This is a genomic window from Streptomyces sp. NPDC058877 (assembly GCF_042742855.1).
GTDB lineage: Bacteria > Actinomycetota > Actinomycetes > Streptomycetales > Streptomycetaceae > Streptomyces.
This window is the reverse complement of record NZ_JBHYMF010000051.1, coordinates 16,554-42,031: the sequence shown is the minus strand read 5'-3', so window position 1 is coordinate 42,031 and position 25,478 is coordinate 16,554. Positions and strand designations below refer to the sequence as shown.

23 protein-coding genes are annotated in these 25,478 nt (G+C 71.3%); 9 read left to right on the top strand and 14 right to left on the bottom strand.

Annotated features, from left to right (window positions below):
* Positions 1-391, bottom strand: a 391-nt coding sequence (locus ACFW2Y_RS14930; protein WP_384878113.1) for a hypothetical protein, incomplete at its 3' end; no start/stop codon positions are given.
* 367 nt (positions 392-758) lie between these two features.
* Entirely contained in the window at positions 759-1,784 is a 1,026-nt protein-coding gene (locus ACFW2Y_RS14925; RefSeq protein WP_384878110.1) for an ATP-dependent 6-phosphofructokinase, read from the bottom strand.
* A gap of 301 nt (positions 1,785-2,085) precedes the next feature.
* Here ACFW2Y_RS14925 and pta point away from each other — a divergent pair, with 301 nt between their 5' ends.
* The 3 genes from pta to pyk all read left to right on the top strand — a co-directional run bounded on the left by pta (position 2,086) and on the right by pyk (position 7,042).
* A complete protein-coding gene (pta, locus tag ACFW2Y_RS14920; protein WP_384878107.1) occupies positions 2,086-4,233 on the top strand; it encodes a phosphate acetyltransferase in 2,148 nt (715 codons plus the stop codon).
* Positions 4,230-5,537 (top strand): acetate kinase, encoded by a 1,308-nt coding sequence (locus ACFW2Y_RS14915; protein ID WP_384878105.1) that lies wholly within the window; start codon positions 4,230-4,232, stop codon positions 5,535-5,537. Before pta ends, ACFW2Y_RS14915 begins: the two co-directional genes overlap by 4 nt.
* 74 nt (positions 5,538-5,611) lie before the next feature.
* A complete protein-coding gene (gene pyk / locus ACFW2Y_RS14910; RefSeq protein ID WP_384878102.1) occupies positions 5,612-7,042 on the top strand; it encodes a pyruvate kinase in 1,431 nt (476 codons plus the stop codon).
* Positions 7,043-7,177: 135 nt separating this feature from the next.
* On the opposite strand, the gene ACFW2Y_RS14905 is transcribed toward pyk, so the two are convergent.
* From ACFW2Y_RS14905 to ACFW2Y_RS14890, 4 genes are all read right to left on the bottom strand, one after another.
* Entirely contained in the window at positions 7,178-8,464 is a 1,287-nt protein-coding gene (locus tag ACFW2Y_RS14905) for a hypothetical protein (protein ID WP_384878100.1), read from the bottom strand.
* A complete protein-coding gene (locus ACFW2Y_RS14900; RefSeq protein ID WP_384878097.1) occupies positions 8,454-9,089 on the bottom strand; it encodes a DUF6114 domain-containing protein in 636 nt (211 codons plus the stop codon). The genes ACFW2Y_RS14905 and ACFW2Y_RS14900 overlap by 11 nt, the downstream gene beginning before the upstream one ends.
* Positions 9,090-9,207: 118 nt before the next feature.
* Positions 9,208-9,873, bottom strand: a complete 666-nt coding sequence (locus ACFW2Y_RS14895; protein WP_384878094.1) for a DUF6230 family protein — start codon at positions 9,871-9,873, stop codon at positions 9,208-9,210.
* Positions 9,874-10,477: 604 nt separating this feature from the next.
* On the bottom strand, positions 10,478-11,443 hold the full coding sequence (locus ACFW2Y_RS14890) for a tetratricopeptide repeat protein (protein WP_384878091.1): 966 nt from the start codon (positions 11,441-11,443) through the stop codon (positions 10,478-10,480).
* Positions 11,444-11,765: 322 nt separating this feature from the next.
* On the opposite strand from ACFW2Y_RS14890, the gene ACFW2Y_RS14885 reads away from it, so the two are divergent.
* On the top strand, positions 11,766-12,428 hold the full coding sequence (locus ACFW2Y_RS14885; RefSeq protein WP_384878089.1) for a TetR/AcrR family transcriptional regulator: 663 nt from the start codon (positions 11,766-11,768) through the stop codon (positions 12,426-12,428).
* Here ACFW2Y_RS14885 and ACFW2Y_RS14880 read toward each other — a convergent pair.
* The 4 genes from ACFW2Y_RS14880 to ACFW2Y_RS14865 form a co-directional block, all read right to left on the bottom strand.
* A complete protein-coding gene (locus ACFW2Y_RS14880; RefSeq protein ID WP_384878086.1) occupies positions 12,404-14,104 on the bottom strand; it encodes a methylmalonyl-CoA mutase in 1,701 nt (566 codons plus the stop codon). The two genes, ACFW2Y_RS14885 and ACFW2Y_RS14880, sit on opposite strands and share 25 nt — an antisense overlap.
* 75 nt (positions 14,105-14,179) lie before the next feature.
* Positions 14,180-14,512 (bottom strand): DUF3817 domain-containing protein, encoded by a 333-nt coding sequence (locus tag ACFW2Y_RS14875; protein WP_384878084.1) that lies wholly within the window; start codon positions 14,510-14,512, stop codon positions 14,180-14,182.
* Positions 14,513-14,555: 43 nt separating this feature from the next.
* Entirely contained in the window at positions 14,556-15,065 is a 510-nt protein-coding gene (locus ACFW2Y_RS14870) for a MarR family winged helix-turn-helix transcriptional regulator (protein WP_384878081.1), read from the bottom strand.
* Between the two features lie 9 nt (positions 15,066-15,074).
* Complete coding sequence (locus ACFW2Y_RS14865) at positions 15,075-16,472, bottom strand: MFS transporter (RefSeq protein ID WP_384878078.1); 1,398 nt, start codon at positions 16,470-16,472, stop codon at positions 15,075-15,077.
* Positions 16,473-16,550: 78 nt separating this feature from the next.
* Here ACFW2Y_RS14865 and ACFW2Y_RS14860 point away from each other — a divergent pair, with 78 nt between their 5' ends.
* Positions 16,551-17,543, top strand: coding sequence for a DUF5937 family protein (locus ACFW2Y_RS14860; RefSeq protein WP_384878076.1), 993 nt, complete (start codon positions 16,551-16,553; stop codon positions 17,541-17,543).
* A gap of 57 nt (positions 17,544-17,600) precedes the next feature.
* On the top strand, positions 17,601-18,617 hold the full coding sequence (locus tag ACFW2Y_RS14855; protein WP_384878073.1) for a glycoside hydrolase family 6 protein: 1,017 nt from the start codon (positions 17,601-17,603) through the stop codon (positions 18,615-18,617).
* Positions 18,618-18,631: 14 nt separating this feature from the next.
* Here the strand turns inward: ACFW2Y_RS14855 and ACFW2Y_RS14850 are convergent, their stop codons facing one another.
* The 4 genes from ACFW2Y_RS14850 to ACFW2Y_RS14835 all read right to left on the bottom strand — a co-directional run bounded on the left by ACFW2Y_RS14850 (position 18,632) and on the right by ACFW2Y_RS14835 (position 23,227).
* Positions 18,632-20,593, bottom strand: a complete 1,962-nt coding sequence (locus ACFW2Y_RS14850) for a galactose oxidase-like domain-containing protein (RefSeq protein ID WP_384878070.1) — start codon at positions 20,591-20,593, stop codon at positions 18,632-18,634.
* Between the two features lie 3 nt (positions 20,594-20,596).
* Positions 20,597-22,378, bottom strand: coding sequence for a glycosyltransferase family 2 protein (locus ACFW2Y_RS14845; RefSeq protein ID WP_384878063.1), 1,782 nt, complete (start codon positions 22,376-22,378; stop codon positions 20,597-20,599).
* Between the two features lie 214 nt (positions 22,379-22,592).
* Positions 22,593-22,886 (bottom strand): MTH1187 family thiamine-binding protein, encoded by a 294-nt coding sequence (locus ACFW2Y_RS14840; RefSeq protein WP_384878060.1) that lies wholly within the window; start codon positions 22,884-22,886, stop codon positions 22,593-22,595.
* Positions 22,883-23,227 carry a DUF3817 domain-containing protein gene (locus ACFW2Y_RS14835; protein ID WP_384878058.1) on the bottom strand — a complete coding sequence of 115 codons (345 nt, stop codon included), beginning with the start codon at positions 23,225-23,227 and terminating at the stop codon, positions 22,883-22,885. The genes ACFW2Y_RS14840 and ACFW2Y_RS14835 overlap by 4 nt, the downstream gene beginning before the upstream one ends.
* A 107-nt stretch (positions 23,228-23,334) precedes the next feature.
* Here ACFW2Y_RS14835 and ACFW2Y_RS14830 point away from each other — a divergent pair, with 107 nt between their 5' ends.
* From ACFW2Y_RS14830 to ACFW2Y_RS14820, 3 genes are read left to right on the top strand one after another with little or no spacing between them, the layout of a single operon-like run.
* A complete protein-coding gene (locus tag ACFW2Y_RS14830) occupies positions 23,335-23,973 on the top strand; it encodes an AIM24 family protein (RefSeq protein ID WP_384878055.1) in 639 nt (212 codons plus the stop codon).
* The gene (locus ACFW2Y_RS14825) at positions 23,973-24,623 is read left to right on the top strand and encodes an AIM24 family protein (RefSeq protein ID WP_384878053.1); all 651 of its coding nucleotides are present in this window, start codon (positions 23,973-23,975) and stop codon (positions 24,621-24,623) included. The genes ACFW2Y_RS14830 and ACFW2Y_RS14825 overlap by 1 nt, the downstream gene beginning before the upstream one ends.
* Positions 24,620-25,405, top strand: a complete 786-nt coding sequence (locus tag ACFW2Y_RS14820) for an AIM24 family protein (RefSeq protein ID WP_384878051.1) — start codon at positions 24,620-24,622, stop codon at positions 25,403-25,405. Before ACFW2Y_RS14825 ends, ACFW2Y_RS14820 begins: the two co-directional genes overlap by 4 nt.
* The last annotated feature ends 73 nt before the right edge of the window (positions 25,406-25,478 follow it).

Genomic DNA, 25,478 nt, shown 5'->3' with positions numbered 1-25,478 from the left:
GGCCCGGACGCTCCGACGGGCCGCCGGCCGCCGCGACCGGCGCGTACCCCGGAACGTCCACGGCGGCGCACGGCAGTTGGTGGACGCGGCCGGTGCGGGTGCCGCGGCGCTCCCCCGGACAGGACCCGGTGTCGGTGCCCCGGATGCGGACGTGCCCGGGTGCGGGTGCGCCGGAGGTGCGCGGCGGGTGCCCGGCGTGGCCGTCCCGCAGGAAGGCGACGACGCTGATGCCGGCGAGCACCAGCGCAGCGAGGGCGATCAGCACGACGAGGGCGCGCCCCAGGCGGAGCCGGGGACCCGGCCGGGCGGCGTCCGGGTCCTCCCGGAAGTCATCGGCGCCGGGCCACACGGGCGGTTGCCCGGCGGAGTCCCCTTCCTCCCCCGGCGTCATCGGCTCCCCTTTCCGCCGGACGGGTTCGGCACGCGTCCGGGACGAGGTCCCAGCCTCGTGGATCGAGCGCCGGGGCTCAAGGACGGAATCCGACATTTCCCGGGGAGGGGAGGGGAAGGGGGCCCTGCGGCTCCCGGGACGGGGAGGGGAGGGGAGGGGAAGGGAAGGGGGCCGTCCTACGGGTCCCTGGACGGGGAGGGGAAGGGGGCCGTGCGGGTTCCGGGGAGGCGCACGGTCACGGGGGGCGGATCCGGGCGGGTCCCGGTGCGCCTCCGGGAAGGTTCGGGTCGAAGGTCCCGCGGAAGGGGGGCGAAGTCCCGGCCACCGGCAACCGGACCCTCAGCGGGCCGGTGCCCCGGTCGACCGGCTAGAAGACCGACTCCGCCTCGCGCATGCGGTCCTCCGGGACCGTCTTCAGCCGGGTCACGGCATCGGCCAGCGGCACCATCTCGACGTTCGTTCCGCGCAGCGCCGTCATCCGGCCGAAGTCGCCGCGGTGCGCCGCCTCCACCGCATGCCAGCCGAAGCGGGTGGCGAGCACCCGGTCGTACGCGGTCGGGGTGCCGCCGCGCTGGACGTGGCCGAGGATGACCGGGCGGGCCTCCTTGCCGAGGCGCCGCTCCAACTCGACGGCGAGCTGGTTGCCGATGCCCTGGAAGCGCTCGTGACCGAACTGGTCGATCTCGCCCTTCTTGTAGTCCATGGAGCCCTCGGCCGGGTGGGCGCCCTCGGCGACGCAGATCACGGCGAACTTCTTGCCGCGGGCGAAGCGCTCCTCGACCATCTTGACGAGGTCGTCGACCTCGAAGGGACGCTCGGGCAGGCAGATGCCGTGCGCGCCGCCGGCCATGCCGGACTCCAGTGCGATCCAGCCGGCGTGGCGGCCCATCACTTCGACGACCATGACCCGCTGGTGGGACTCGGCGGTGGTCTTGAGGCGGTCCATGGCCTCGGTGGCGACGCCGACGGCGGTGTCGAAGCCGAAGGTGCGGTCCGTGGAGGAGATGTCGTTGTCGATCGTCTTCGGGACGCCGACCACGGGCATGCCGGCGTCGGAGAGCATCCGGGCTGCGGTCAGGGTGCCCTCGCCGCCGATCGGGATGAGGACGTCGATGCCGTACTTGCGGGCCAGGTCGGGGGCGGACTCCGCGGCCTCGCGGAGCCTGCTCCGCTCCAGGCGGGCCGAGCCGAGGATGGTGCCGCCACGGGCCAGGATGCCGCTGACGGCATTGAGGTCGAGGGGGCGGTAGTGACCGTCGAGGAGTCCCTTGAAGCCGTCCTCGAAGCCGATGACCTCGTCGTCGTGACCGGTCAGCGCCCGGTGCACGACCGACCGGATCACTGCGTTCAGGCCGGGGCAGTCTCCGCCTGCGGTGAGAACTCCGATGCGCATCGTGCTGTGTCTCCTGCTCGGTCGCGGTCCGTGATGGGTCACCGCAATTCTCACACGCCGGCTCTGGGGGGCCTGCTCCTCCGCACTCCGCGCGTCCTTCCCGGCGGCTGCGCGAAGGACTTTCGTCCCGTGTTGTCGGGCCCTTTGCCCGGCGGGCAACTGCACCATTGGCGGGGGTATTGTCAAGGGGGTAATGCCGCTCTATCGGGGCTTTCTGAGCACTTTCGATTGACGCACGGGCCGCACAGGTGCCGCGACGGCACCCCTGGCCCCTCCGCAGGACTGGACAGGAGACCACGGCGTGACGCGCAGCGTGTACGTGACCGGGATCGACCGCAGTGACGGCCGCCAGGTCGTCGAGCTGGGAGTCATGGAGCTCCTCACCCGCCAGGTGGACCGGGTGGGGGTGTTCCGCCCCCTGGTGCACGACGGCCCCGACCGGCTCTTCGACCTGCTGCGCGCCCGCTACCGACTCTCGCAGGACCCCTCGACGGCCTACGGCATGGACTACCACGAGGCCTCCGCCCTCCAGGGCGAGCAGGGCACCGACGCACTGGTCTCCCGGATCGTCGACCGCTTCCACGCCGTCGCCCGCGACTACGAGGTCGTCCTCGTGCTCGGCACCGACTTCGCCGCCACCCAGCTCCCCGACGAGCTGGCGCTGAACGCACGCCTCGCGAACGAGTTCGGCGCCTCCGTCATCCCGGTGGTCGGAGGCAAGGGCCAACCCTCCGAGTCCGTACGGGCCGAGGCGCGCAACGCCTTCCGCGCGTACGACGGACTCGGCTGCGACGTGCTCGCGATGGTCGTCAACCGCGTGGCCGCCGAGGACCGCGAGGCCATCGCCGAGCGGCTCGCGGCCCGGCTGCCCGTGCCCTGCTACGTCCTCCCCGACGAGCCGGCGCTCGCCGCGCCCACCGTCGCCCAGATCACCCAGGCGCTCGGGGCGACCGTCGTCCTCGGCGACGACGCGGGCCTGGCCCGGGACGCACTGGACTTCGTCTTCGGCGGCGCGATGCTCCCCAACTTCCTCCACGCACTGACCCCGGGCTGCCTCGTCGTCACCCCCGGGGACCGCGCCGACCTGGTCGTCGGCGCGCTCGCCGCGCACTCCGCCGGCACCCCGTCGATCGCCGGCCTGTTGCTCACCCTGAACGAGCGGCCCGGCGAGGAGATCCTGACCCTGGCGGCCCGCCTCGCCCCCGGCACCCCGGTCATCTCCGTGCCCGGCACCAGCTTCCCGACCGCAGCCGAGCTCTTCTCCCTCGAAGGCAAGTTGAACGCCGCCACTCCGCGGAAGGCGGAAACCGCCCTCGGCCTCTTCGAACGGCACGTGGACACCGCCGACCTCCTCAAGCGGATCTCGGTCGCGCGCAGCGGCCGGGTGACCCCGATGATGTTCGAGCACGTACTGCTCGAACAGGCCCGCGCCGACCGGCGCCGGGTGGTGCTCCCCGAGGGCGTCGAGGAGCGGGTGCTGCGCGCCGCCGACGTGCTGATCCGCCGCGGTGTCTGTGACCTGACGCTGCTCGGCGACGTCGAGACCATCCGCAAGAAGGCCGCCGACCTGAGCGTGGACCTCGCCGACACCCAGCTGATCGACCCCCAGACCTCGGAACTGCGCGACGCGTTCGCGGAGAAGTACGCGGCGCTGCGGGCCCACAAGGGCGTCACCGTCGAACTCGCCTACGACGTCGTCTCCGACGTGAACTACTTCGGCACCCTGATGGTCGAGGAGGGCCTGGCCGACGGCATGGTCTCGGGGTCCGTGCACTCCACCGCGGCCACCATCCGCCCCGCCTTCGAGATCATCAAGACCAAGCCCGAGAACGCCTCCCCCGGCGAAGCCTCCGGGGGAACACCCGGAGGAGCCGCCATCGTCTCCTCGGTGTTCTTCATGTGCCTGGCCGACAAGGTCCTCGTCTACGGCGACTGTGCGGTCAACCCGGATCCGAACGCGGAGCAACTCGCGGACATCGCGGCCCAGTCCGCGGCCACCGCGGCCCGCTTCGGCGTGGAGCCGCGGATCGCGATGCTCTCGTACTCCACCGGCACCTCCGGCTCGGGCGCCGACGTCGACAAGGTGCGGGAGGCGACCAAGCTGGTCCGCGAGGCCCACCCGGAGCTGCGGATCGAGGGCCCGATCCAGTACGACGCGGCCGTCGAGCCCTCCGTCGCGGCGACGAAGCTGCCGGGTTCCGAGGTCGCGGGCCAGGCGACCGTGCTGATCTTCCCCGACCTCAACACCGGCAACAACACCTACAAGGCGGTGCAGCGTTCGGCCGGCGCCGTGGCCGTCGGCCCGGTCCTCCAGGGGCTGCGCAAGCCCGTGAACGACCTCTCGCGCGGCGCACTCGTCAGCGACATCGTCAACACGGTCGCCATCACGGCGATCCAGGCCCAGGCCACCACCCCGACCGCCCACCAGGGTCAGGAGCTTCGCGGATGACCGCCCACCCGTCACCCACCCCCACCCCATCCGACGAGCCCAGCTCGACCCCCTCCAACCACCCGTCGCCCACCCCCACCCCGACCCCGTCGCCCACTCGTGTGCTCGTCCTGAACTCCGGCTCCTCGTCGGTGAAGTACCAGCTGCTCGACATGCGGGACGACAGCCGTCTGGCCCAAGGTCTCGTGGAGCGGATCGGCGAGGCGACCTCCCGGCTCGTGCACACCCCGTTGCAGGGCGGCGGCGCGAAGCGCGAGAAGACCGGACCGATCGCCGACCACGCGGCCGCGCTGAAGGCCGTGGCGGAGGAGCTGGCGACGGACGGCCTGGGTTTGGACTCCCCCGAACTGGCGGCGATCGGCCACCGGGTGGTGCACGGCGGGCTGCGGTTCACCGAGCCGACGGTCATCGACGACGAGGTGCTCGCGGAGATCGAGCGGCTGGTGCCGGTGGCACCGCTGCACAACCCGGCGAACCTGACCGGCATCCGCACCGCGACGGCCCTGCGCCCCGACCTCCCGCAGGTGGCGGTCTTCGACACCGCCTTCCACACCACGATGCCGGAGTCGGCGGCACGGTACGCGATCGACGTGGAGACCGCCGACGCGCACCGGATCCGCCGCTACGGCTTCCACGGCACCTCGCACGCGTACGTCTCGCGGGAGGCGGCGCGACTGCTCGGCAAGGAACCCGAGGAGGTGAACGTGATCGTGTTGCACCTGGGGAACGGCGCCTCGGCCTCGGCGGTGCGGGGCGGCCGGTGCGTGGACACCTCGATGGGCCTGACCCCGCTGGAGGGCCTGGTCATGGGCACCCGCTCGGGTGACGTCGACCCGGCGGTGACCTTCCACCTCAAGCGGGTGGCGGGCATGTCGACGGACGAGATCGACGTCCTGCTGAACAAGAAGTCCGGCCTGGTGGGACTCTGCGGCGACAACGACATGCGGGAGATCCGGCGCCGGATCGACGAGGGCGACCAGCGGGCGGCGCTCGCCTTCGAGATCTACGTCCACCGGCTGAAGAAGTACATCGGTGCGTATTACGCGGTGCTCGGTCGGGTGGACGCGGTGGTGTTCACGGCGGGCGTCGGCGAGAACGCGGCTCCGGTGCGGGAAGCTGCGATCGCGGGCCTCGAAGAGCTGGGGCTCGCGGTGGACGCGGAGCTGAACTCCGTGCGGTCCGACGAGGCCCGGATCGTCTCGCCGGTCTACGCGCGGGTGGCGGTCGCCGTGGTGCCGACGGACGAGGAGCTGGAGATCGCCCGACAGAGCTACGCACTGGTGCACGAAGAAGTGAACGCCTGAGCGGCCCCGCGCCCATTTGTACTTTCCGCCAGCCGGAATATTCCGCAGTGAAACAAACCGATAGGATCCGCCTCATGCGCCGTTCCAAAATCGTCTGCACGCTGGGCCCCGCCGTCGACTCGTATGAGCAGCTGAAGGCTCTCATCGAGGCCGGCATGAACGTGGCCCGATTCAATTTCAGCCACGGGTCCCAGGCGGAGCACCAGGAGCGGTACGACCGCGTCCGGCAGGTCTCCGCGGACACCGGGCGCGCCGTCGGCGTCCTCGCCGACCTCCAGGGCCCGAAGATCCGCCTGGAGACCTTCGCCGAGGGACCGGTCGAGCTGGTGCGCGGTGACGAGTTCACCATCACCACCGAGGACGTTCCCGGCGACAAGTCGATCTGCGGCACCACCTACAAGGGCCTGCCCGGCGACGTCGCCAAGGGTGACCAGGTGCTGATCAACGACGGCAACGTCGAGCTGCGGGTCGTCGAGGTCGACGGCCCCCGCGTCAAGACCATCGTCGTCGAGGGCGGCGTCATCTCCGACCACAAGGGCATCAACCTGCCCGGCGCCGCGGTGAACGTCCCGGCCCTGTCCGAGAAGGACGTCGACGACCTCCGCTTCGCCCTGCGGATGGGCTGCGACATGGTCGCCCTCTCCTTCGTCCGTGACGCCGACGACGTCAAGGACGTCCACAAGGTGATGGACGAGGAGGGCCGCCGGGTCCCCGTCATCGCAAAGGTCGAGAAGCCGCAGGCCGTGGAGAACATGGCCGATGTCGTCGCCGCCTTCGACGCCGTCATGGTGGCCCGCGGCGACCTCGCGGTGGAGTACCCGCTGGAGAAGGTCCCGATGGTGCAGAAGCGCCTGGTGGAGCTCTGCCGTCGGAACGCCAAGCCGGTCATCGTCGCCACCCAGATGATGGAGTCGATGATCACCAACTCGCGGCCCACCCGTGCCGAGGCGAGCGACGTCGCCAACGCGATCCTGGACGGCGCCGACGCGGTCATGCTGTCGGCCGAGTCCTCGGTCGGCGCGTACCCGATCGAGACCGTGAAGACGATGTCGAAGATCGTCACCGCGGCCGAGGAGGAGCTGCTCTCCAAGGGCCTCCAGCCCCTGGTCCAGGGCAAGAAGCCGCGCACCCAGGGCGGTTCGGTCGCCCGCGCGGCCTGCGAGATCGCGGACTTCCTCGGCGGCAAGGCGCTCGTCGCCTTCACCCAGTCCGGCGACACCGCCCGCCGCCTCTCGCGCTACCGCGCGGAGCAGCCGATCCTCGCCTTCACCACGGACGAGGGCACCCGCAACCAGCTCACCCTGAGCTGGGGCGTCGAGCCCTTCCTGGTGCCGCACGTCGACAACACCGATGCGATGGTCGACCTCGTGGACGCCGAGCTCCTCAAGCTCCAGCGCTACGGCGAGGGCGACACCATGATCATCACGGCCGGCTCGCCCCCCGGCGTCCCCGGCACCACGAACATGGTCCGCGTCCACCACCTCGGCGGCAACAAGCGCGGCTGACGGTCCCGCAGGACGCACGACAGTGGGCCGCACCCCCTCTTCCCGAGGGGGTGCGGCCCACTGCGCGTCGCGGCCCGGCACCGTCCCGGGTGACGGGCCTCGACGCCCTGCGGCTCCCGGAGGGGTCCTTCGGGGTCAGCTGGGTTCGATCGTGTTGCGGAGGCCCGGGATCTTCAGGGTGCCGCCGAACTGGCCCGCCTGGCGCAGCTTCACGTTGGTGAAGAAGGCGAAGGGGACGTCCAGCGGGGGCGGGGACTCGGGGCCGAAGGTGATCGGGATGAGGCCGAAGAGGTTGCCCTTCAACTCCTCCGTGTACATGGTCACCGTGCCGTTGCGGATGGTCGAGGTCGAGCCCCTGTTGGAGCGGACGTGCGCGGTGCGCCCCTCGGAGTGGTCCGCCAGCTGGTGCAGGTCCTTGATGTCCACCGAGCTCGCGGTGAACTTCAGCACCTTCTTGATCTTTCCGCTGCCGGTCCTCACCTCGACGATGCCGTGGTAGTCCAGGCCGCTCAGGGTGAGCAACGAGCTCTCCAGGCGCCAGGGCTCGTCCGGCAGCAGCGGGATGCCCGGCTCCAGCTCGGCGTCGGCGAGCGCCTGCGCGTCGAGCTCGGGGCACGGGAAGCGCGGCTTGGCCCCATCGGGTATGTCCGTGTCCTGCCTGGCTTCGAGCCCCTGTGCGCTCTCCGGGAGCTCCTCGACCGTGGCGCCGGCCTGGGCGGCGGCCTTCTTGATCGCCGCCTTCGTCTGCTCCGCGGCCGGGTCCGTCGCCCCCTTCGGCCGGGGGGAAGCGGTCGCGGTCGGTGCGGCGGTCTCCGGAGCCTCCTCCTCGGGGGCCTCCGTCGGCTGCGGGGCGCTCGTCGTGGGGGCCGCCGTCGGCTCGGCCGTGGCGGTCGGCTCCGGGTCGAGGCCGTGGAAGAGGTCCTTGAGGGCGTCGCCCAGACCCAGCGGGTCCAGCGGGTTCACGGACTTGGTGGGCGCGGGGGCGGCGCTCGGGGCGGTGGTGGCCGTCGCCTGTCGGGGCTCCGGGGCGATCGCCTCGGGCTGCGTCGTGGTGGGCGCCGGGGTCGCGGTGGCGGACGGCGTGGTGGTCGCGGGCGCCGAGGGAGTGTCGGTCGGCTGGGCGGTGGGCTCGGAGGTGGCCGTGGCGGTGGGCTCGGCCGTCGGCTTCGCGGTCTCCGTCTCCTCCGGTGCCGGCTCGTCCGAGCGGGTCACGCAGGGGCCGGGGGCGAAGGGGATCTCCTTGTCGTCGGCGAGGGCGAGCCTGGGCGTGAGGCCCATGCCCACGAACACCGCGGTCGGCATGGCGGCCAGTGCCATCGCCTTCCCCGCGGGGCCCTGGATCCTGTTCAGCAGCGACTTGCGCGGGGCCGCGTGTCGCGGGCCCCCCTTCGCGAGCGCCGGCTGGCTCTCGTCACCCCGCACTGTTCCTCCCGCCCTTGGCGTCGGTCGTGGTTTCGGTCTCCCGGTGCTCCGCGTCGCGCTGCTCCGGGACCACGGCCGCCGGTACGGCCTCGACCTCCGGTTCGACCCGGGGTGCGTCCGGAGCCGGGTGCTCGGCACCGGCCTCGGGCGTGGGTGCGGCCGAGGGCTGCGCACCGGGCTCGGCCGGAACGTCCGACCGGTCGCCGTGCTCCGCTTCCGCCTGCTCCTCGACCGGGGGCGCGGGCGCCCAGGAGGCGGACATGGCGCCTCCGATGAGGGCGAACAGGAATCCGACGACGAGGCCGCCGAAGTTCGACACCGGGATGGAGACGAGGGCCAGGACGATGGAGGCGACGCCCGCGAAGACCCGGACGACGGGCTGGAACCACATCGTCAGGCCGAGCGTGATCAACAGGACACCGATGATCAGTGCGCCGGCTCCGGCGGTCGTCTGCATGGCGAGCGTGACGTTGCCGAGCCGCATGTCACCGTACGGGAGGTAGGCGATCGGCAGGCCGCCGACCATCGTGAACAGTCCCGCCCAGAAGGGCCTGGTCTGCCGCCAGACCTTGAACCGGTTCTCCTTTACGGGGACTTCGCGGGAGGCGGGGATCTCGGCGCTCATGGAACAGCTCCCTGGAAGCGGTGTTGCTGAGAAGGTTGAAGACGAAGGACCCGGCGGGTGGGGCCGCACGCGGCGACCCCACCCTCCGGACGGATCGGCCCTGGTGGACCGGCCGGTCCTAGTAGCACTCGGCAGACGTGCCCCGGTGCAGGGAGAGGTGCAGGTCGGGGAGCTTGAAGGTGCCGGCCGTGGTGGCCCACGCCTTCTGCTCCACGTTGCTCAGCGTCGCCTGGTCGGCGCGCTGCCCGAAGCCGTACGGGTTGGCCTGGGTGTTGGGCTGGATGCCCGGCTTGCCCGGCGACTTCGCGAGGGCACCGGCGGCGACGCCGATGTCGATGTTCTTGAACTCGGCGTCGGTCTTGAGCTCGGAGACATCGAGGTAGATGCCCTTCGCGTAGACCTTGTCCTCGTCCTTGCCGGTCTTGACGGCCTCGGTGCCGGCCTCCAGGCGGAGGGTGACGTCACCGATGAACGGCACCTTCGGCGTGACGACCGACTGGCACATGTTCGTGATCCAGGCCTCGGAGAAGCCGGACACGGCCACCGGAGCGGCGAAGTCCTTGCCTTCGAGGTCCTTGCCCGCGTCCACGCTGCCGTACTGGACGAAGTCCTTGCCGACGAGGCTGTTGGCCTTAACCTTGAATTCCTGGCCGGAGATGCTGAAGGACGCGGCGAGCGCGCCCTGGGCCAGGCCGACACCGATCGCGGCCGTCGCGGCCACGCTCGGGACCATGACGACGGCGAACCGCTTCCATCGGGTCCCGCCACGAACCTGGGACTTCATGAGAATTCCTCCTTCTCGGACGTACATCTCCGGAAGGGCCCGGGGCCCGTCCAGGGATGGGAGAAGAGCTACGTCCTCGGGAAGGAGAGCGCCGAGGCGTCAGGCGGCGCGTGCGCGTCCGAATCACCGGCGATCACCCCCGAGCGACAACCATGGGCCGTGCCTTCGGGCGCGACCCGTTGCGGACAGGCCCCGTTCGGTGAGAGCGGGAACCCCCCTGTCCACGACCGGTGCCGGAACACCGGTCCACTCGGTGGGGACCCTCCCCGTGATCCCGGATGGTTGCCGGGGTCGTGCGGTTCGGACCGAGCGTCGCCGATCGTGGTCCATTCCGGCCCCCCGCACAAGAGGGTTCGTTACTCGCTAGTAACGGGTGGATAACCGCGTCATGGCGGGGAGGGGCCGAACGGACACTCAGGGTGCGAGGGGGTGACCGTTGATGTCGGTAGATAGCCCGATGAATCGGGACGGAACCACGAGTTTGATTTACTGCAAGTAACAGCGGCCGCGATTACCAAGTTTTGGTAAAGCGCGGCCGCCTTCTGTCACTCTGTCGCCAAATCGCCAGGCGATCCGGCACCCCGCTGCGGGGTTCGAAAACGGATCAGAACAGCACCCGGGCGAGGGCCTGCCGGGCCGCCGTGACCCTCGGATCCTCGGCGCCGATCACCTCGAACAGCTCCAGCAGGCGCAGCCGGGCGGCGTTCCGGTCCTCGCCCGCCGTGCGGCGCACGGTCTCCACGAGGCGCCCGAAGGCGTCCTGGACGTGGCCGCCCACCAGATCGAGGTCGGCGGCGGCGATCTGCGCGGTGACGTCCGTCGGGGCGTCCGCCGCGTTCTTGCGGACGACGGCGGGGTCCAAGCCCTGCACCCGCTGGAGGAGTTGGGCCTGGGCGAGGCCGAGCTTGGCCTCCGGGTGGGCCGGGTCGTCGGCGAGGACGTTCTCGTACGCCTGCACGGCGCCGGCCAGGTCGCCCGCGTCGAGCGCGGACATGGCCGCGGTGAGGAGCGCGTCGTACGGGCCGGCCTGCGGGGCGACGGGGGTCGAGGCATCGGCCTGGGCGTCCACGGCGATGCCGGTGAGACCGAAGCGCTCCTCGCCGACCTGAATGAGCTGGTCGAGGGTCTCGCGGATCTGGGCCTCGGGCACGGCGCCCTGGAACAGCGGCAGCGCCTGACCGGCGACCACCGCGAAAACGGCCGGAATTCCCTGGATGCCGAACTGCTGCATCAGCATCTGGTTGGCGTCGACGTCGATCTTCGCGAGCAGGAAGCGGCCGTGGTACTCGACGGCGAGCCGCTCCAGGAGGGGGCCGAGCTGCTTGCAGGGCTCACACCACTCGGCCCAGAAGTCGAGGACGACCGGAACCTCGGCCGAGCGCTGGAGCACGTCGCGCTCGAAGCCGGCCTCGTCGACGTCGATCACCAGGGCCGACGGGGGCACGGCGGCGGGGCCGCCCTGCCGGGCGGACTCGGCGCGCGCCTGCTCCGCCTTCGCCTTGGCCTCTCCGGCCGCCTTCACCGCGGCGAGGTCGACGACGCCGCTCATGGACATGTTTCGGGGCTGCATGGATACATCCTCCCCCTTCCGCGCACGTCACCGGTACGTCATGGCCGAACCGTGCCGTCCACCCGTCTCCCGCCGGAGCGGAAGCGCGCGGACGGCACGGTCCCTCGTCTTCGGTTCGTGCCGGGTCCCCACCCGGCACTGGGACCGGGTCCCCACCCGGTGCCATGGTTGTCGCTCAGGCCGCTCAATGCCTTTCGCTACGGGTCGTAGCGTAACTCCACCAGGGGATCCGGGGGGAGGTCGCACGTGCGATCCGGGCGGTGAACTGCCTCACATCGCGCACCCCTGGCGCGCTACCTACTGGCGGGTATGGTCGCTTTCCATGTGCAGCCGTACCCACCAGCGCAGGAGCCGTACCGGACGCCCCCGCTCCACCGAGGCCGACACGGCCATCCTGGAGGCGACCCGCGCGGCCCTGGTGGAACTGGGCTGGTCCAAGCTCACGATGGGGGACGTGGCCGGCCGCGCCGGGGTCGCGAAGACCACCCTCTACCGCCGCTGGGCCAACAAGAACGAGCTCGTGGTGGACGCCGTCGCCGTCCTCTTCGACGAGCTCGAACTGCCCGACCTGGGTTCCCTGCAGGCCGACATCGAGCACGTCGTGCTCCAGTTCGCGGCGCTCCTGGAGCGACCCGAGACGAAGACGGCGCTGATGGCGGTGGTCGCCGAGTCGACCCGGGACGAGCCGCTGCGCGAACGCATCCGCTCCTCGATCGTCGACCGCCAGAAGCGTCTGGTCCTGGCGGGCCGGAGACGGGCGCAGCAGCGCGGCGAGCTCCCGCCGGACCTCGGTCCGGTCGCCGCCACCGACGACCTGATCTTCGACGTCGTCGCGGGGGCGGTGGTGCACCGCGCGCTGGTCAGCGCCGAACCGGTGGACGCCCCCTGGGCGGCCCGCCTCTCGGCCCTCCTCCTCGGTGGTCTGGGCGCGGCTGCGACGGCCGCCGCCGTCCGGACGGATCAGAAGCCCGGGGGCTCCGTGTAGACGCCCCACTCGTCGCGGAGGGCGTCGCAGATCTCGCCGAGCGTGGCCTCGGCGCGCACGGCCTCCAGCATCGGGCCGATCATGTTCGAGCCGTCGCGGGCCGCCGCCAGCATCGCGTCGAGGGAGGCGCGGACCTTGGCGTCGTCCCGGCGCCCCTTGCGCTCGCCGAGGATGCGGACCTGCTCCCACTCGACCTCGTGGCTGACCCGCAGGATCTCCAGGTCGCCGGTGACCGAGCCGTGGTGGACGTTGACGCCGACGACCCGCTTCTCGCCCTTCTCCAGGGCCTGCTGGTAGCGGAAGGCGGACTCGGCGATCCGGCCGGTGAACCAGCCGTCCTCGATCCCCCGCAGGATGCCGGAGGTGATCGGGCCGATCGGGTGCCGCCCGTCCGGGTGCGCCCGGCGACCGCGCTCCTTGATCTGGTCGAAGACCTTCTCGGCGTCGGCCTCGATGCGGTCGGTGAGCTGCTCGACGTACCAGGAGCCGCCGAGCGGGTCGGCGACGTTGGCGACGCCGGTCTCCTCCATGAGCACCTGCTGGGTGCGGAGCGCGATCTCGGCGGCCTGCTCGCTGGGGAGCGCGAGGGTCTCGTCGAGGGCGTTGGTGTGGAGGGAGTTGGTGCCGCCGAGGACGGCGGAGAGCGCCTCGACGGCGGTCCGCACCACGTTGTTGTACGGCTGCTGGGCGGTGAGGGAGACACCGGCGGTCTGGGTGTGGAAGCGGAGCCACTGGGCCTTGTCGGTCGTGGCGCCGTACACCTCCCTCATCCACCGCGCCCAGATCCGGCGGGCGGCACGGAACTTGGCGATCTCCTCGAAGAAGTCGAGGTGCGCGTCGAAGAAGAAGGAGAGGCCGGGTGCGAAGACGTCGACGTCGAGGCCGCGGGAGAGCCCGAGCTCCACGTAGCCGAAGCCGTCGGCCAGGGTGTACGCGAGCTCCTGCGCGGCCGTCGCCCCGGCCTCGCGGATGTGGTAGCCGGAGACGGAGAGCGGCTTGTACGCGGGGATGTTCGCCGCGCAGTGCTCCATCAGGTCGCCGATGAGGCGCAGATGGGGCTCGGGCTCGAAGAGCCACTCCTTCTGCGCGATGTACTCCTTGAAGATGTCGGTCTGGAGCGTGCCGTTGAGCACGGCCGGGTCGACGCCCTGGCGCTCGGCGGCGACCAGGTACATGCAGAAGGCCGGGACGGCGGGCCCGGAGATCGTCATGGACGTCGTGACGTCCCCGAGCGGGATGTCCTTGAAGAGGACCTCCATGTCGGCGGCGGAGTCGACGGCGACGCCGCAGTGGCCGACCTCGCCGAGGGAGCGGGGGTCGTCGGAGTCGCGCCCCATCAGGGTGGGCATGTCGAAGGCGACGGAGAGGCCGCCGCCACCGGCGGCCAGGATCATCTTGTACCGCTCGTTGGTCTGCTCGGCGTTGCCGAAGCCGGCGAACTGGCGGATGGTCCAGGTCCGGCCGCGGTAGCCGGTCGGGTGGAGGCCCCGGGTGAAGGGGTACTCTCCGGGCCAGCCGATGCGCTCGAACCCCTCGTAGGAGTCACCGGGCCGGGGACCGTAGACAGGCTCGACGGCGTCGCCGGAGAGCGTGGTGAAGTCGGACTCCCGCTTGCGAGCCTTGTCGTAACGGGCCTGCCAGCGACGGCGGCCCTCCTCGATGGCGTCAGCGTCCATGCCTTCGAATTTACTGGGACGTCCTAGTAAGTGTCGACGGCAAACCTCCGCACATGTGTGCGGAGGCGGGGGAGGTCAGGCCTTGGCCGGCTCCGGCTGCGCGCCGCTGACCAGCGGAAGCGTGTCCGCGACGACCTTGCGCTCGACGAAGAACGCGGCGAAGGGGATCGTGCCGGAGAGCAGCACCCAGGCGAGCCGGCCGAGCGGCCACTTCGCCTTGGAGCCCAGGTCGAAGGCGAAGACCAGGTAGAGGATGTAGAGGACGCCGTGGGCCTGGGACACCGCGAAGGTCACGTCCTCGCCCATGTCGAACCCGTACTTGAAGACCATGCAGGTGCACAGCACGAGCAGCATGACGGCGGTCACGTACGCCATGACGCGGTAGCGGGTCAGCACGCTGGATTTCATGGCCACGAGCGTAACGGCACGTTCCGGGCGATCTTCGCGGGGGTCAGCGCTCGTCGAAGTCGTGCGCCGCGACCCGCAGCGGGCGGAGCATCGCGAAGATCTCCCCGCACTCCTCCGCGTCGTACGCGCCGAGGCCGAAGTCCATCTCCATCAGGTCGCGGGTCGCGGACTCCACGACCTCGCGCCCCTTCTCGGTGATCGAGGCCAGTGTGCCGCGGCCGTCGTTGGGGTTGGGCCGCTTGTCGACGAGGCCGGACTTCACCAGCCGGTCCACCGTGTTCGTCACCGAGGTGGGGTGGACCATCAGCCGCTCGCCGATCTTGGACATCGGCAGTTCGCCGGCCTTGGAGAAGGTCAACAGGACCAGGGCCTCGTACCGCGCGAAGGTAAGCCCGTACGGCTTGACCACCGCGTCGACCTCTGCCAGGAGGATCTGGTGGGCGCGCATGATCGAGGTGATCGCGGCCATCGAGGGGACCGGCCCCCAGCGCTTCTGCCAGAGTTCGTCGGCACGGGCGATGGGGTCGAAGGGGAGACTGAGCGGCTTCGGCACGCGTCGACCTTACCGACTGGTCATATGACGGTCAGCCCCGTCTCGCCTTTCGGTCGCCCACAGCTCGACGGCAGCCGCGAGGAGGCAGACCGTGCCGAGGACTCCGGTGCCCGCGACGACCGCGTGCACGGGGGCGAACTCCGCCGCGGCCCCGGCCCCGGCCATGCCGAGGCCCTGCACGGTCATCATGCCCGCGGTCATCAGGGTCATGGCCCTCCCCCGCTGTTCCTCGGGGACGGCCGCGACGAAGCGGGCGTCGAGGCCGAGCGTGTACGCACCGGTGGCACCGGCCAGCAAGAGGGCGGCGACCGCCAGGGCGACGCCGGGCCGGAAGGCGTAGAGGAGGTAGGGCAGCACGGCGGCGACGGCGAGCGGCAGCACGATCCGGGAGCGGGTCCGGGCGGAGAGGAACGACCCGGCGAGCAGCTCTCCGGTGATGGTGCCGACCGGCAGCGCGCACATGAGCAGCCCCAGGGCTGCGGTGGAGACGCCGATCTCGTCGGCGTAGGGGGCGGCGAGGGCCTCGGGCACGACGACGAAGAACGGGGGCGCCCAGAACATCAGCATCAGGGCGCGCACCCGCCGGTTCCGGAGCACCGCCCAGGTGCCGGTGAGTCCGCTGCCCCCGGCCCCGGTGGCGCGGGCCGGACGGCGGGCGGTGCCGAGGCGCAGGAGGAGTGCCGAGACGAGGAAGGTGGTGGCGGTGACGGCGAGGGCGCCGCGCGGCGGGACGACGGTGAGGAGGACCCCGCCGACGCCGAAGCCGACGAGGATGGCGCTCTGGGAGACGATCCTCAGCAGGGAACGACCGAGGACGAAGAGGTCGCCCTCGCCGAGGACGTCGGCGAGGGTCGCCATGCGGGTGCCCTGGAAGACGGGCGAGACGACGGCGATCGCGCAGCGCAGGGCGAGCAGCACGGCGACGGGCGTGACGGGAGCGATCATCGCCATGACGCAGACGGCGCAGACCAGGTCGCAGACGACGAGGATCCGGCGGGGCGGGAACCGGTCGGTGAGACCGGCGAGGAGGGTGCCGCCGAGGAGGTAGGGGAGGAAGCCCAGGGCGAAGGTGAGGGAGGAGAGCAGCGGCGAGCGGGTCAGCTCGTAGACCAGCACGGTGAGCGCGAGTTCGCTGACGACGAGCCCGATCAGGGAGGACAGGTGCGCCGCGAACACGAAGCGGAATTCGCGTACGGCGAAGACGGAGCGGTAGCCGGGGCTACGGGCGGGATCCGCCGCGGGAACGGGATCCGCCGCGGGAACGGGGCCGGCCGGCGGGGGCGGGCCGGCGGACGGGGCGGCATCGGCGGACGGCGCCGGGGCGACTCCGGCGACGGATGCGGAAGGTTTCGGGGCAGCGGTGCGCACGGGCGCCGGGGCCGGCGCCCGGGTGTCGTTCTCGGACATGTGCGCAGCGTGCCGGGTCCGGAGTCCGGACCCTAGACTTTCGGCTGCAGACGAATCTTCCGGGCGGGAGGACCATCCGTGCCGTACCACCTGCACTTCGGCGAGGCCGACCCGCTGCGCATCCGGTTCGCGATCTCGCCGCTCTGGGAGACGCACTCCGCGGTGCGGGTGCTGGCGCGACCGCAGAAGCAGGGTTACCACCTGCCGTGGATGCGACGGATCGCGGGCGCGGCCCGGGAGCTGGACCTCGGGCCGCTCCAACTGCTGATGCCGCTGTCCGGCCACAGCCCGGACTTCCTCTACCCTCCGCCGCTGGGTCCCGCCGCCGCCTTCGAAGAGGAGATCACGGCCGTGCGGGAGACCGATCCGGCGCTCGCCCTCGACGACTTCGAGCGGGCGCTCGCGGACACCCCCGGCGCGGCCTCGACGGCCGAGGGGCGGCGGATGCTGGCGGACCCGGCCGGGGCGGTGCTGCGGCTCGCGGACCTGCTCCTGGCGGCGTGGGAAGCGTTGGTCGCCCCGGACTGGCCGCGGCTGCGCGCACTGCTGGAGGCGGACGTGGCGTACCACTCGCGGCGGCTCGCGGAGGGCGGTCTCGAACGGCTGCTGGGCGAGCTGCACCCGGCGTTCGCGTGGGACGCGACCACGGCCACGCTCACGGTCGCGTACCGCGGCGAGCACATCCGGCCGTTGGCCGGGCGGGGGTTGGTGCTGATGCCCTCGGTCTTCACCTGGCCCGATGTGGTGAGCGGTTTCGATCCACCGTGGCAGCCGACCGTGGTGTACCCGGCGCGCGGGATCGGCGGGCTGTGGTCGGAGGCCGGGGACCGCACCCCGGAGGCACTGTCCCGGCTGCTCGGTCCGGTGCGCGCGGACGTGCTGTGCGCGCTCGACGAGCCGATGGGGACGACGGCTCTCGCGCACCGGCTGGGCCGGGCGCCCTCGTCGGTGTCCGCGCACCTGGCGGTCTTGCGGGACGCCGGACTGCTGGCCTCCCGGCGGTACGGCCACCAGGTGCTCTACGAGCGGACCCCGTTGGGCATCGCGGTGTCGCAGCCCGGTGCGCGATGACCCCCGTGTGACGATGGGGGCCGCCCGTCCCGTCCCGTACCCGAGCCTGGGGGCCGGATGTTCCGCCGTACCGTCGCCACCGCCGCCCTGGTCCTCGCCTCCGCATCGTTCCTGGCCGGGTGCGGGGTGGACGGGCCGGCAGGAGGGCCCGCGGGACCGTCCGCCGCACGCGGCGAGGCGGCGGCCCCCGCCTCGGGTTCGCCGTTCTGGGTGGATCCGGAGAGCGACGCGGCCCGGCAGGTGCGGGAGTACGAGGCGCAGGGCAGGTCCGAGGACGCCCGGGTGCTGAGGCGGATCTCGGAGCGGCCGGTCGCGGACTGGCCGGCCGGCGACGATCCCGTGCCGGAGATCGCCCGGGCGGTCCGGGGCGCGGCGTCCGGGAACCGCACGGCCGTGTTCGTCGCGTACAACATCCCGCACCGGGACTGCGGCATGTACTCGGCGGGCGGCGCGCACGACGGGCAGGAGTACCGGAACTGGATCGACTCCTTCGCCGCCGCGATCGGGGACGCCGCCGCGATCGTCGTCCTGGAGCCCGACGCGGTGCCGCACGTCGTGGACGGTTGCACCCCGGCGGGGTACCACGACGAGCGGTACCGGCTGCTGGCGGACGCGGTCGAACGGCTGAAGCGGCAGCCGCGCACCCGGGTCTACCTGGACGCGGGCAATCCGGCGTGGATCGACGATCCGGGGAAATTGGTGGAGCCGCTGCGCCGGGCGGGCATCGCCCGGGCGGACGGCTTCTCCCTGAACGTCTCCAACTTCCAGACGAACGAGGCCGTGCAGGGCTTCGGCGCCACGCTCTCCGCCCTGCTCGGAGGCGCCCACTTCGCAGTGGACACCAGCCGGAACGGCGACGGCCCCCTCCCGGGTGACCGGGAGGAGGCCTGGTGCAATCCGCCGGGCCGGGCGCTCGGCGTGCCGCCGACCGACCGGACCGGGGACGAACTCGTGGACGCCTATCTGTGGATCAAGCGGCCGGGCGACTCGGACGGGCAGTGCCGGGGCGGCCCGGCGGCCGGCACCTGGTGGCCGGAGTACGCCCTGGGCCTGGCGCGCAGGGCGAAGTCCTAGGCCCGGGGCCCGGGTCACCCCACCTGGATCCACTGCGCCTCGGACGGGACGCCGTCCCGGTCGACGACGAAGAGCATGTACCAGCCGGGCGGCACGAGCGTCCGGTCGTCCGGCACGTCGACGGTGAGGGTGACCCCGTCTGATCCCTTCGTCAGGCCGAGGGCGATCGAGCGCTGTTCGACGTCGGTCGTGTGGGTGACGGCGCTGGGCCGCATCAGCCGGGCCTTCACGATCCGTCCGGCGTCCTCGGTCGTGAAGGTGGCGCGGCCGTTCCGGTCGAGTTCCCGGGAGCCCCCGCCGAGGACGGGGCGGGCGGTGCCGGCCCGGTGGAGGTAGGGCGGGGTGAACACCTCGATGCGCTGCTCGAAGGTGCCGAGCTTGGTGTTGTCCTCGTCGTCGTAGAGCGGGTCGGAGCCGAAGGTGGCGACCCGGCCGTCGGGCAGCAGCAGGGCCTCGGAGTGGTAGTTGCGGCCGACGGTCGGTTCCGCGGCCTCGGTGAAGGCGTTGCTCTCGGGGTCGTAGAACTGGGCCCTGAGGACGTCGCTGCCGCTGCGCCCCCGGTAGTCCCGGGAACCGCCGCTGGTGAAGACGGTGTCGTCGGGCATCAGGACGCTGCTGAGGTAGCGGGTGCCCTGCGGGAGCGCCGGCCCGTCGGTGAAGACAGGGCTGTCCGCGGAGAGGTCGATGACGGAGGTGCGGGCGGTGGACTTCTCGGATTCGCCCACGCCGCCGCCACCGAGGACCATGACCTTCTGGTTCTGGGCGGGGGGCAGCAGCAGGGAGGCGGAGGTCTCCAGTTGGTCGGGGTCGGTGAGTCCGCCGAGCTTGGTGAAGGTGTTCGTCTCCAGGTCCCACAGGCCCGGTTCACGGCCCTTGTCGGCGGGTCCGTAGCCGGCGTTGGAGCCGGTGTAGAGCAGTTTGCCGCCCCGGGTGAGGAAGAGGGCGGGGTAGGTGGGGAAGTAGTGGAAGGGGCCCTTGGTCCACTTCTTGCTCTCGGGGTCGTAGATCTCGTTGTCGCCGGGCACGACGTCGCCGACGTCATTGAGGCCGGAGACGGCGAGGACCCTGCCGTCCTGCAGGCCGACGAGGGTCGGGTACCAGCGGGCGTCCTTCATCGGAGCCACCGGAACGTACCTCTCCGCCTTGGGGTCGAACTCGTAGGCGGCCTTGATGCCCTGGAAGTCCTGCTTCTCGGTGGTGAGCTTCTGGGCGAGGCCGTAGACGTTGTCGGCGTCCTCGCCCGTGAGGCCGACCACCTCGTACTGCGCGGCCTCGGTGGTGAGGGCCTCCGGCCCCTCTTCCCTCGCCTCGACGAAGACCCGAGACTCGGCGGCCGTGACCTTGGTCTTCCAGGGCTTCATCTGGCCGCTCGCGAAGTACGAGATCTCGAACTCGCGCTTGGCCCTGGGGACGGTGACCTCGGAGGTGGAGACGTATTCGATCCCGGAGGGGGAACGGAAGACGGTGCCCTTCTTCAGCGTCACTTCCTTGTCCGGGCTCTCGTTCTTGACCCGCATGCCGCCGCCCGCCTTCTTGACCTCGCCGTCGAGGACCTCGTAGCGGGCGGTGCCCCCGGCGACGAGCAGACGTCCGTCGGGGAGCTGGGTGTGGCCGGAGCAGAAGAAGTCGACGGGGGTGGGGACCTTCTTGAAGGCGTTCCGGGCCGGGTCCCAGAGGATCGTCTCGAAGGTGCCCGCGTCGAAGTTCTTCTGGTCGTTGCCGGAGCCGGCGATCAGCAGCACCTTGCCGGTGTGCAGCAGGGCGGCGTGGATGGCGTTGATGCGGTACTCCGCGGGCACCGGCACCTCGGCCCAGGAGCCGTACCGCCGCGTGTAGTCGGGACGGGCGATCTTGTAGGCGTGGTACTTCTCCTCCGCGAAGGAGACGGCGGCGGGGGCGTTGAGGGCCGCCAGGACCAGGACCGCCCCGCTGCCGAGCAGGGTCTTCTTGAACTGCTTCGACGGGCGGTAGGCCACGGCTCAGTTCCTTCCGGTCGTCGTGCGGGCGGACGGGGCGGGGGCCGGCCGGCCTCCGACGCCTCCGCGGGCACGGGTGCGTTCCCTGGCGCGGTCGCGCACGGCACGGAGGCGCCGGTTCCGCACTGTCGCGTGGGCGTGGAGGGCGATCGGGGCGAGGGCGACGAGCAGGGCCAGGGCGGCCCAGGTGCGCATCGCCGCGTGGGTGTGGCCGTAGCGGGCGGAGGCGAGGAGCGAGGCGGCGAGGACCGCCGCCCAGAAGAGGTGGATCCGGAAGGTGGCAATCCGGTCGGGGCTGGCCTCGCCCCCCTTGGGGGTGACGACGAAGCGCCCGCGGGTGCGCAGGAGCGCCGAGCCGAGGGACGTGAGGTAGACGGGGGCGGAGAGCGCGGACATGCCCATGCCGGCGAGCCCACCGGAACCCTCGGGTTCGTGGGGCGAGACGTTGTGCCGCCGGTTCCAGAGGTAGAGGCCGATCTGGAGGGCCACCGCGTCGCTGTAGACCATCAGCCACACCTGGGTCGACACCTGGGTTCCGGAGGCGCCGAGCCAGAGGTAGAGGACGCAGCTGAGGACGCCGAGGAGCCAGTTGACCGCCGTCATCGGGTAGTAGACCAGCATCAGCGTGTAGTTGAGGAGGCGCCCCGGCGGCATGCTGAAGGGCGCCTTCCAGTACTGCTTGAGGATCGTCTCGTACGTCCCCCGGGACCAGCGGAGCTGCTGGGTGAAGAAGTCCGTCCAGGAGGCGGGGCCCTCGCCGACGGCGAGCACGTCGGGGGTGTAGACGGAGCGCCAGGTGCGGCCGGTGCGCGGGTTCCGGCGGCGGTGGAGTTCGAAGCCGGTGGCCATGTCCTCGGTGACGGAGTCGCACAGGCCGCCGACCTGCTGGAGGGCGGCGATCCGGACGACGTTGTTGGTGCCGACGAACATGGGCGCGCGGTACCGGTTGCCGGCCCGCTGGATGAGGGCGTGGAAGAGGAACTGCTGCGATTCGGCGGCCTTGGTGACGAGGTTGGTGTAGTTGCCGTACACCTGGGGGCCGACGACGAAGGCGACGTCGGGGTCGCGGAAGTAGCCGAGCATCCGCTCCAGGAAGTTGGGGAGCGGGACGTGATCGGTGTCGACGGAGGCGAAGAAGTCGTAGTCGTCACCGTGCCGGGCGAGCCAGGCGTTGTAGTTGCCGTGCTTGGTCCGCGCCCGGTGCGAACCCTTCCGGCGGTTCCACTCGGGGACGCCGGCGCGGGTGAAGTGACGGACGCCGAGCTCGGCGCAGAGCTCCCTGGCCTCCTCGGCGTCCCCCTCGTCGAGGAGCCAGACGTCGAGCGGGCCGTCGTGCCGCACCCGGACGGCGCCTTCGAGGGTGCCGCGGACCATCGCGAGCGGTTCCTTGCCGGGGACGTACGTGGTGAGGAAGGCGACGCGGGTGCCCGGCTCGGCGTGCACGGGTATCGGATCGCGGGCGACCAGGGTGGCGTGGGCGATCGAGGTGACGTTCAGCAGCATGAAGAAGCAGATGAGCCCGATCGACACGAGCATCACGGTGTCGTAGGGCACGCGCCAGCGGTCGTCGCCCTCGCGGACGGTCCAGTGGGAGGGCCAGACCAGGTAGGCCAGGAGCAGCGCCGAGAGGGCCGGCGCGAGGGTCATCAGCAGGACGGCCCGTATGCGGTGCGGTTCCTTCGAGAGGAGGCTGCGATAGCGGACCCGGTGTCGCACCGGGTCCGGTTCGACGAGGGGGCCGGCGAGTCGGCTGTAGCGGTCGTAGTCGTAGCCTCCCTGCCGCACGGCGCCTCCCGCTGTCGTCGAACAAGTCGATAAGCCAACGAAAGGGGCAAAGTTTCGGCGTGTCGACCGGAGTGGTCCGAGTGAGCGGTTTTACGGGCGGCGCACACGGCCCCGCGGCCCTCGACGCCCCCGGCCCCCCTGGGGCTGGGACCTCGCGGCGACCGCGGGAACCGAAGGGGCGCGGACGGGGCTTCGGCGCGGAAACGGGACGGCGTCAGCCGCCGAGGTGGCGCTCCACCGTCTCGACCTTCGACGTCAGACCGTCCGTCACACCGGGGCGGACATCGGCCTTGAGGACCAGGGAGACCCGCGGCGCACGGGCCTCGACGGCGGCGACGGCACGCTTCACCACGTCCATCACCTCATCCCACTCACCCTCGATCGAGGTGAACATCGCATCGGTGCGGTTCGGCAGACCGGACTCGCGGACGACCCGGACGGCGTCGGCGACGTACTCGCCGACCTCCTCCCCCACTCCGAGGGGAGTCACGGAGAACGCGACGATCACGCCTTCACCGCGCTCTCGGCACGCACGCGGGAGGCGATGACCGCGTCCTCGGCCTCGCGCTTCAGCCGCCGCTCGGCGTAGAACCCGCCCAGGGGCAGCACCGAGAGCACGAAGTAGAGGGCGGCGGTGCCGAAGCTCCACTTGGTGCGGTTCCAGGCGTCCAGCCAGAAGAGGACGTAGAGGACGAACAGCAGTCCGTGGACAGCACCCATGACCGGCACCGCGTTGAAGTCCGTCGTCCGCTTGAGCACCGAGCAGACCAGCAGGAGCAGGAACGAGACGGCCTCCGGGGCGGAGACGAGTCGGAGGCGGTGGAGGGAGGAAGCGGTCTTGAGGTCCACGGAGGGGGTCACCTTCGTTCGATCTTGTGAACGGATGCACAAGGGCCCGTCCATTGTGCACGGCAACTTTGCTGTTCCTTTAGCCGGGGGCCCAGTACCTTCCTCGGGTGGCAACGTTCCGACTCCAGGGCAGCAAAGTGCTCGCCGTCTCCATGACCGGCGACGCCGTCAAGGCGAAGAACGGCTCGATGGTCGCCTACGACGGCCAGATGGCGTTCAAGAAGATGAGCGGCGGGGGCGAGGGCCTGCGCGGCATGGTGACCCGTCGGCTGACGGGTGAGCAGATGGAGGTGATGGAGGTGCGCGGCCAGGGAACCTGCTGGTTCGCCGACCGGGCCTCCGAGATCAACCTCGTGGCGCTGCACGGCGACAAGCTGTGGGTGGAGGCGAGCAACCTGCTGTGCACGGACGCGGGCCTGCGCACCGGCACCACGTTCACGGGCCTGCGCGGCGGCGCCACCGGCAACGGCCTCTTCACCACCACCGTCGAGGGCACCGGCCAGGCCGCCATCATGTCGGACGGTCCGGCGGTGGTGCTGCGGGTGACCCCGCAGTACCCGCTCCAGGTCGACCCGGGGGCGTACATCGCCCACCAGGGCAACCTCCAGCAGCACTTCCAGTCCGGTGTGACCTTCCGCACCTTCATGGGCGAGGGCAGCGGCGAAGCCTTCCAGATCCGCTTCGAGGGCGACGGGCTCGTCTACGTCCAGCCGAGCGAGCGGAACACGATCGGGGGCGACCTCTGATGCCCTTCCGCGAGATCAACTCCAAGATGGTCGAGGCGACCGTCATCCCCGGGCAGCGGATGTTCAGCCAGCGCGGCGCGATGCTCGCGTACCGCGGCGACGTCAGTTTCACGCCGAACATCACGGGCGGCCAGGGCGGCCTGATGTCGATGATCGGCCGCCGGGTGGCCGGCGAGGCGACCCCGCTGATGACCGTCGAGGGTAACGGCACGGTGATGTTCGGGCACGGCGGCCACCACATCCAGGTGATCGCACTGACGGGCGACACCCTGTACGTGGAGGCCGACCGGCTGCTCGCCTTCGACGGGACCCTGGAGCAGGGCACGATGTTCATGGGCTCGCAGGGCGGGGTCATGGGCATGGTGCGGGGCCAGGTGACGGGCCAGGGCCTGTTCACGACGACCCTGAGGGGACACGGTTCCGTGGCCGTGATGGCGCACGGCGGGGTCATCGAGCTGCCGATCTCCCCGGGCCGCCCGGTCCACGTCGACCCGCAGGCGTACGTGGCGCACCACGGCGACGTGCGGAACAAGCTGTCCACGGCGCTCGGCTGGCGCGACATGGTGGGGCGAGGCTCGGGCGAGGCCTTCCAACTGGAGCTGAGCGGCAGCGGCGCGGTGTACGTCCAGGCCTCGGAGGAGAAGCTGTGAGCACCCCGGTGATCCACGACCCGACGACCCTTCCGTCGGACGACAACGTGAACTCCTACACCTTCTGCGTGGAGCTCAAGGGCTCCCAGTGGTTCCTGCAGAAGGGGAAGATGATCGCCTACTACGGGCGGATCGAGTTCAACGGCATCGGGCACGGGCGGCTCGACCGGCTGATCCGGACGTCCTTCCACTCCCCGCTGCACGCCAGCGACTGGGTGGTGGCGGAGGGCAGCGGAAAGATGCTGCTCGCGGACCGGGCGTTCGACGTGAACTCGTACGACCTGGACGAGGGCAACCTGACGATCCGTTCGGGAAACCTGCTGGCGTACCAGCCTTCGCTGGCGCTGAAGCAGTCGATCGTGCCGGGCTTCGTGACGCTGATCGGCACGGGCAAGTTCGTGGCCGCGTCGAACGGTGCGGTGGTCTTCATGGAGCCGCCGCTGCGGGTGGACCCGCAGGCGCTGGTCGGCTGGGCGGACTGCCCCTCGCCCTGCCACCACTACGACCACGGCTACATGACGGGCGTGATGGGCGGCCTGCGCTCGCTGACGGGACTCGGCGGCACCTCGGGCGAGGAGCACCAGTTCGAGTTCGTGGGGGCGGGCACGGTGCTCCTCCAGTCGACGGAGCTGCTGATGGCGGAACGGCCGATCGGGACGCCACCGGCCCAGGAGGGGGTCCCGGGCGGGCACGGAGCACCGGGTTCCGGCCAGGGTCCACTGGGTTCGGTGCCGCGCCTTCCCGGCCAGCTCGGCGACCTCCAGCGTCGCTTCGGTCTGTGAGCGGTACTCTGCGGAGTGTGACGCCTTCGAACGCGCGCTCCCACACTTCGTAAAATATTCAACTTCTTAGGTA

What these genes read in the sequence shown, in the direction of transcription:
- ACFW2Y_RS14925 (WP_384878110.1), bottom strand. Translation starts at nt 1,784, where the DNA reads ATGCGCATCGGAGTTCTCACCGCAGGCGGAGACTGCCCCGGCCTGAAC.
- ACFW2Y_RS14915 (WP_384878105.1), top strand. Translation starts at nt 4,230, where the DNA reads ATGACCGCCCACCCGTCACCCACCCCCACCCCATCCGACGAGCCCAGC.
- pyk (WP_384878102.1), top strand. Translation starts at nt 5,612, where the DNA reads ATGCGCCGTTCCAAAATCGTCTGCACGCTGGGCCCCGCCGTCGACTCG.
- ACFW2Y_RS14900 (WP_384878097.1), bottom strand. Translation starts at nt 9,089, where the DNA reads ATGAGCGCCGAGATCCCCGCCTCCCGCGAAGTCCCCGTAAAGGAGAAC.
- ACFW2Y_RS14895 (WP_384878094.1), bottom strand. Translation starts at nt 9,873, where the DNA reads ATGAAGTCCCAGGTTCGTGGCGGGACCCGATGGAAGCGGTTCGCCGTC.
- ACFW2Y_RS14890 (WP_384878091.1), bottom strand. Translation starts at nt 11,443, where the DNA reads ATGCAGCCCCGAAACATGTCCATGAGCGGCGTCGTCGACCTCGCCGCG.
- ACFW2Y_RS14885 (WP_384878089.1), top strand. Translation starts at nt 11,766, where the DNA reads ATGTGCAGCCGTACCCACCAGCGCAGGAGCCGTACCGGACGCCCCCGC.
- ACFW2Y_RS14880 (WP_384878086.1), bottom strand. Translation starts at nt 14,104, where the DNA reads ATGGACGCTGACGCCATCGAGGAGGGCCGCCGTCGCTGGCAGGCCCGT.
- ACFW2Y_RS14875 (WP_384878084.1), bottom strand. Translation starts at nt 14,512, where the DNA reads ATGAAATCCAGCGTGCTGACCCGCTACCGCGTCATGGCGTACGTGACC.
- ACFW2Y_RS14865 (WP_384878078.1), bottom strand. Translation starts at nt 16,472, where the DNA reads ATGTCCGAGAACGACACCCGGGCGCCGGCCCCGGCGCCCGTGCGCACC.
- ACFW2Y_RS14855 (WP_384878073.1), top strand. Translation starts at nt 17,601, where the DNA reads ATGTTCCGCCGTACCGTCGCCACCGCCGCCCTGGTCCTCGCCTCCGCA.
- ACFW2Y_RS14825 (WP_384878053.1), top strand. Translation starts at nt 23,973, where the DNA reads ATGCCCTTCCGCGAGATCAACTCCAAGATGGTCGAGGCGACCGTCATC.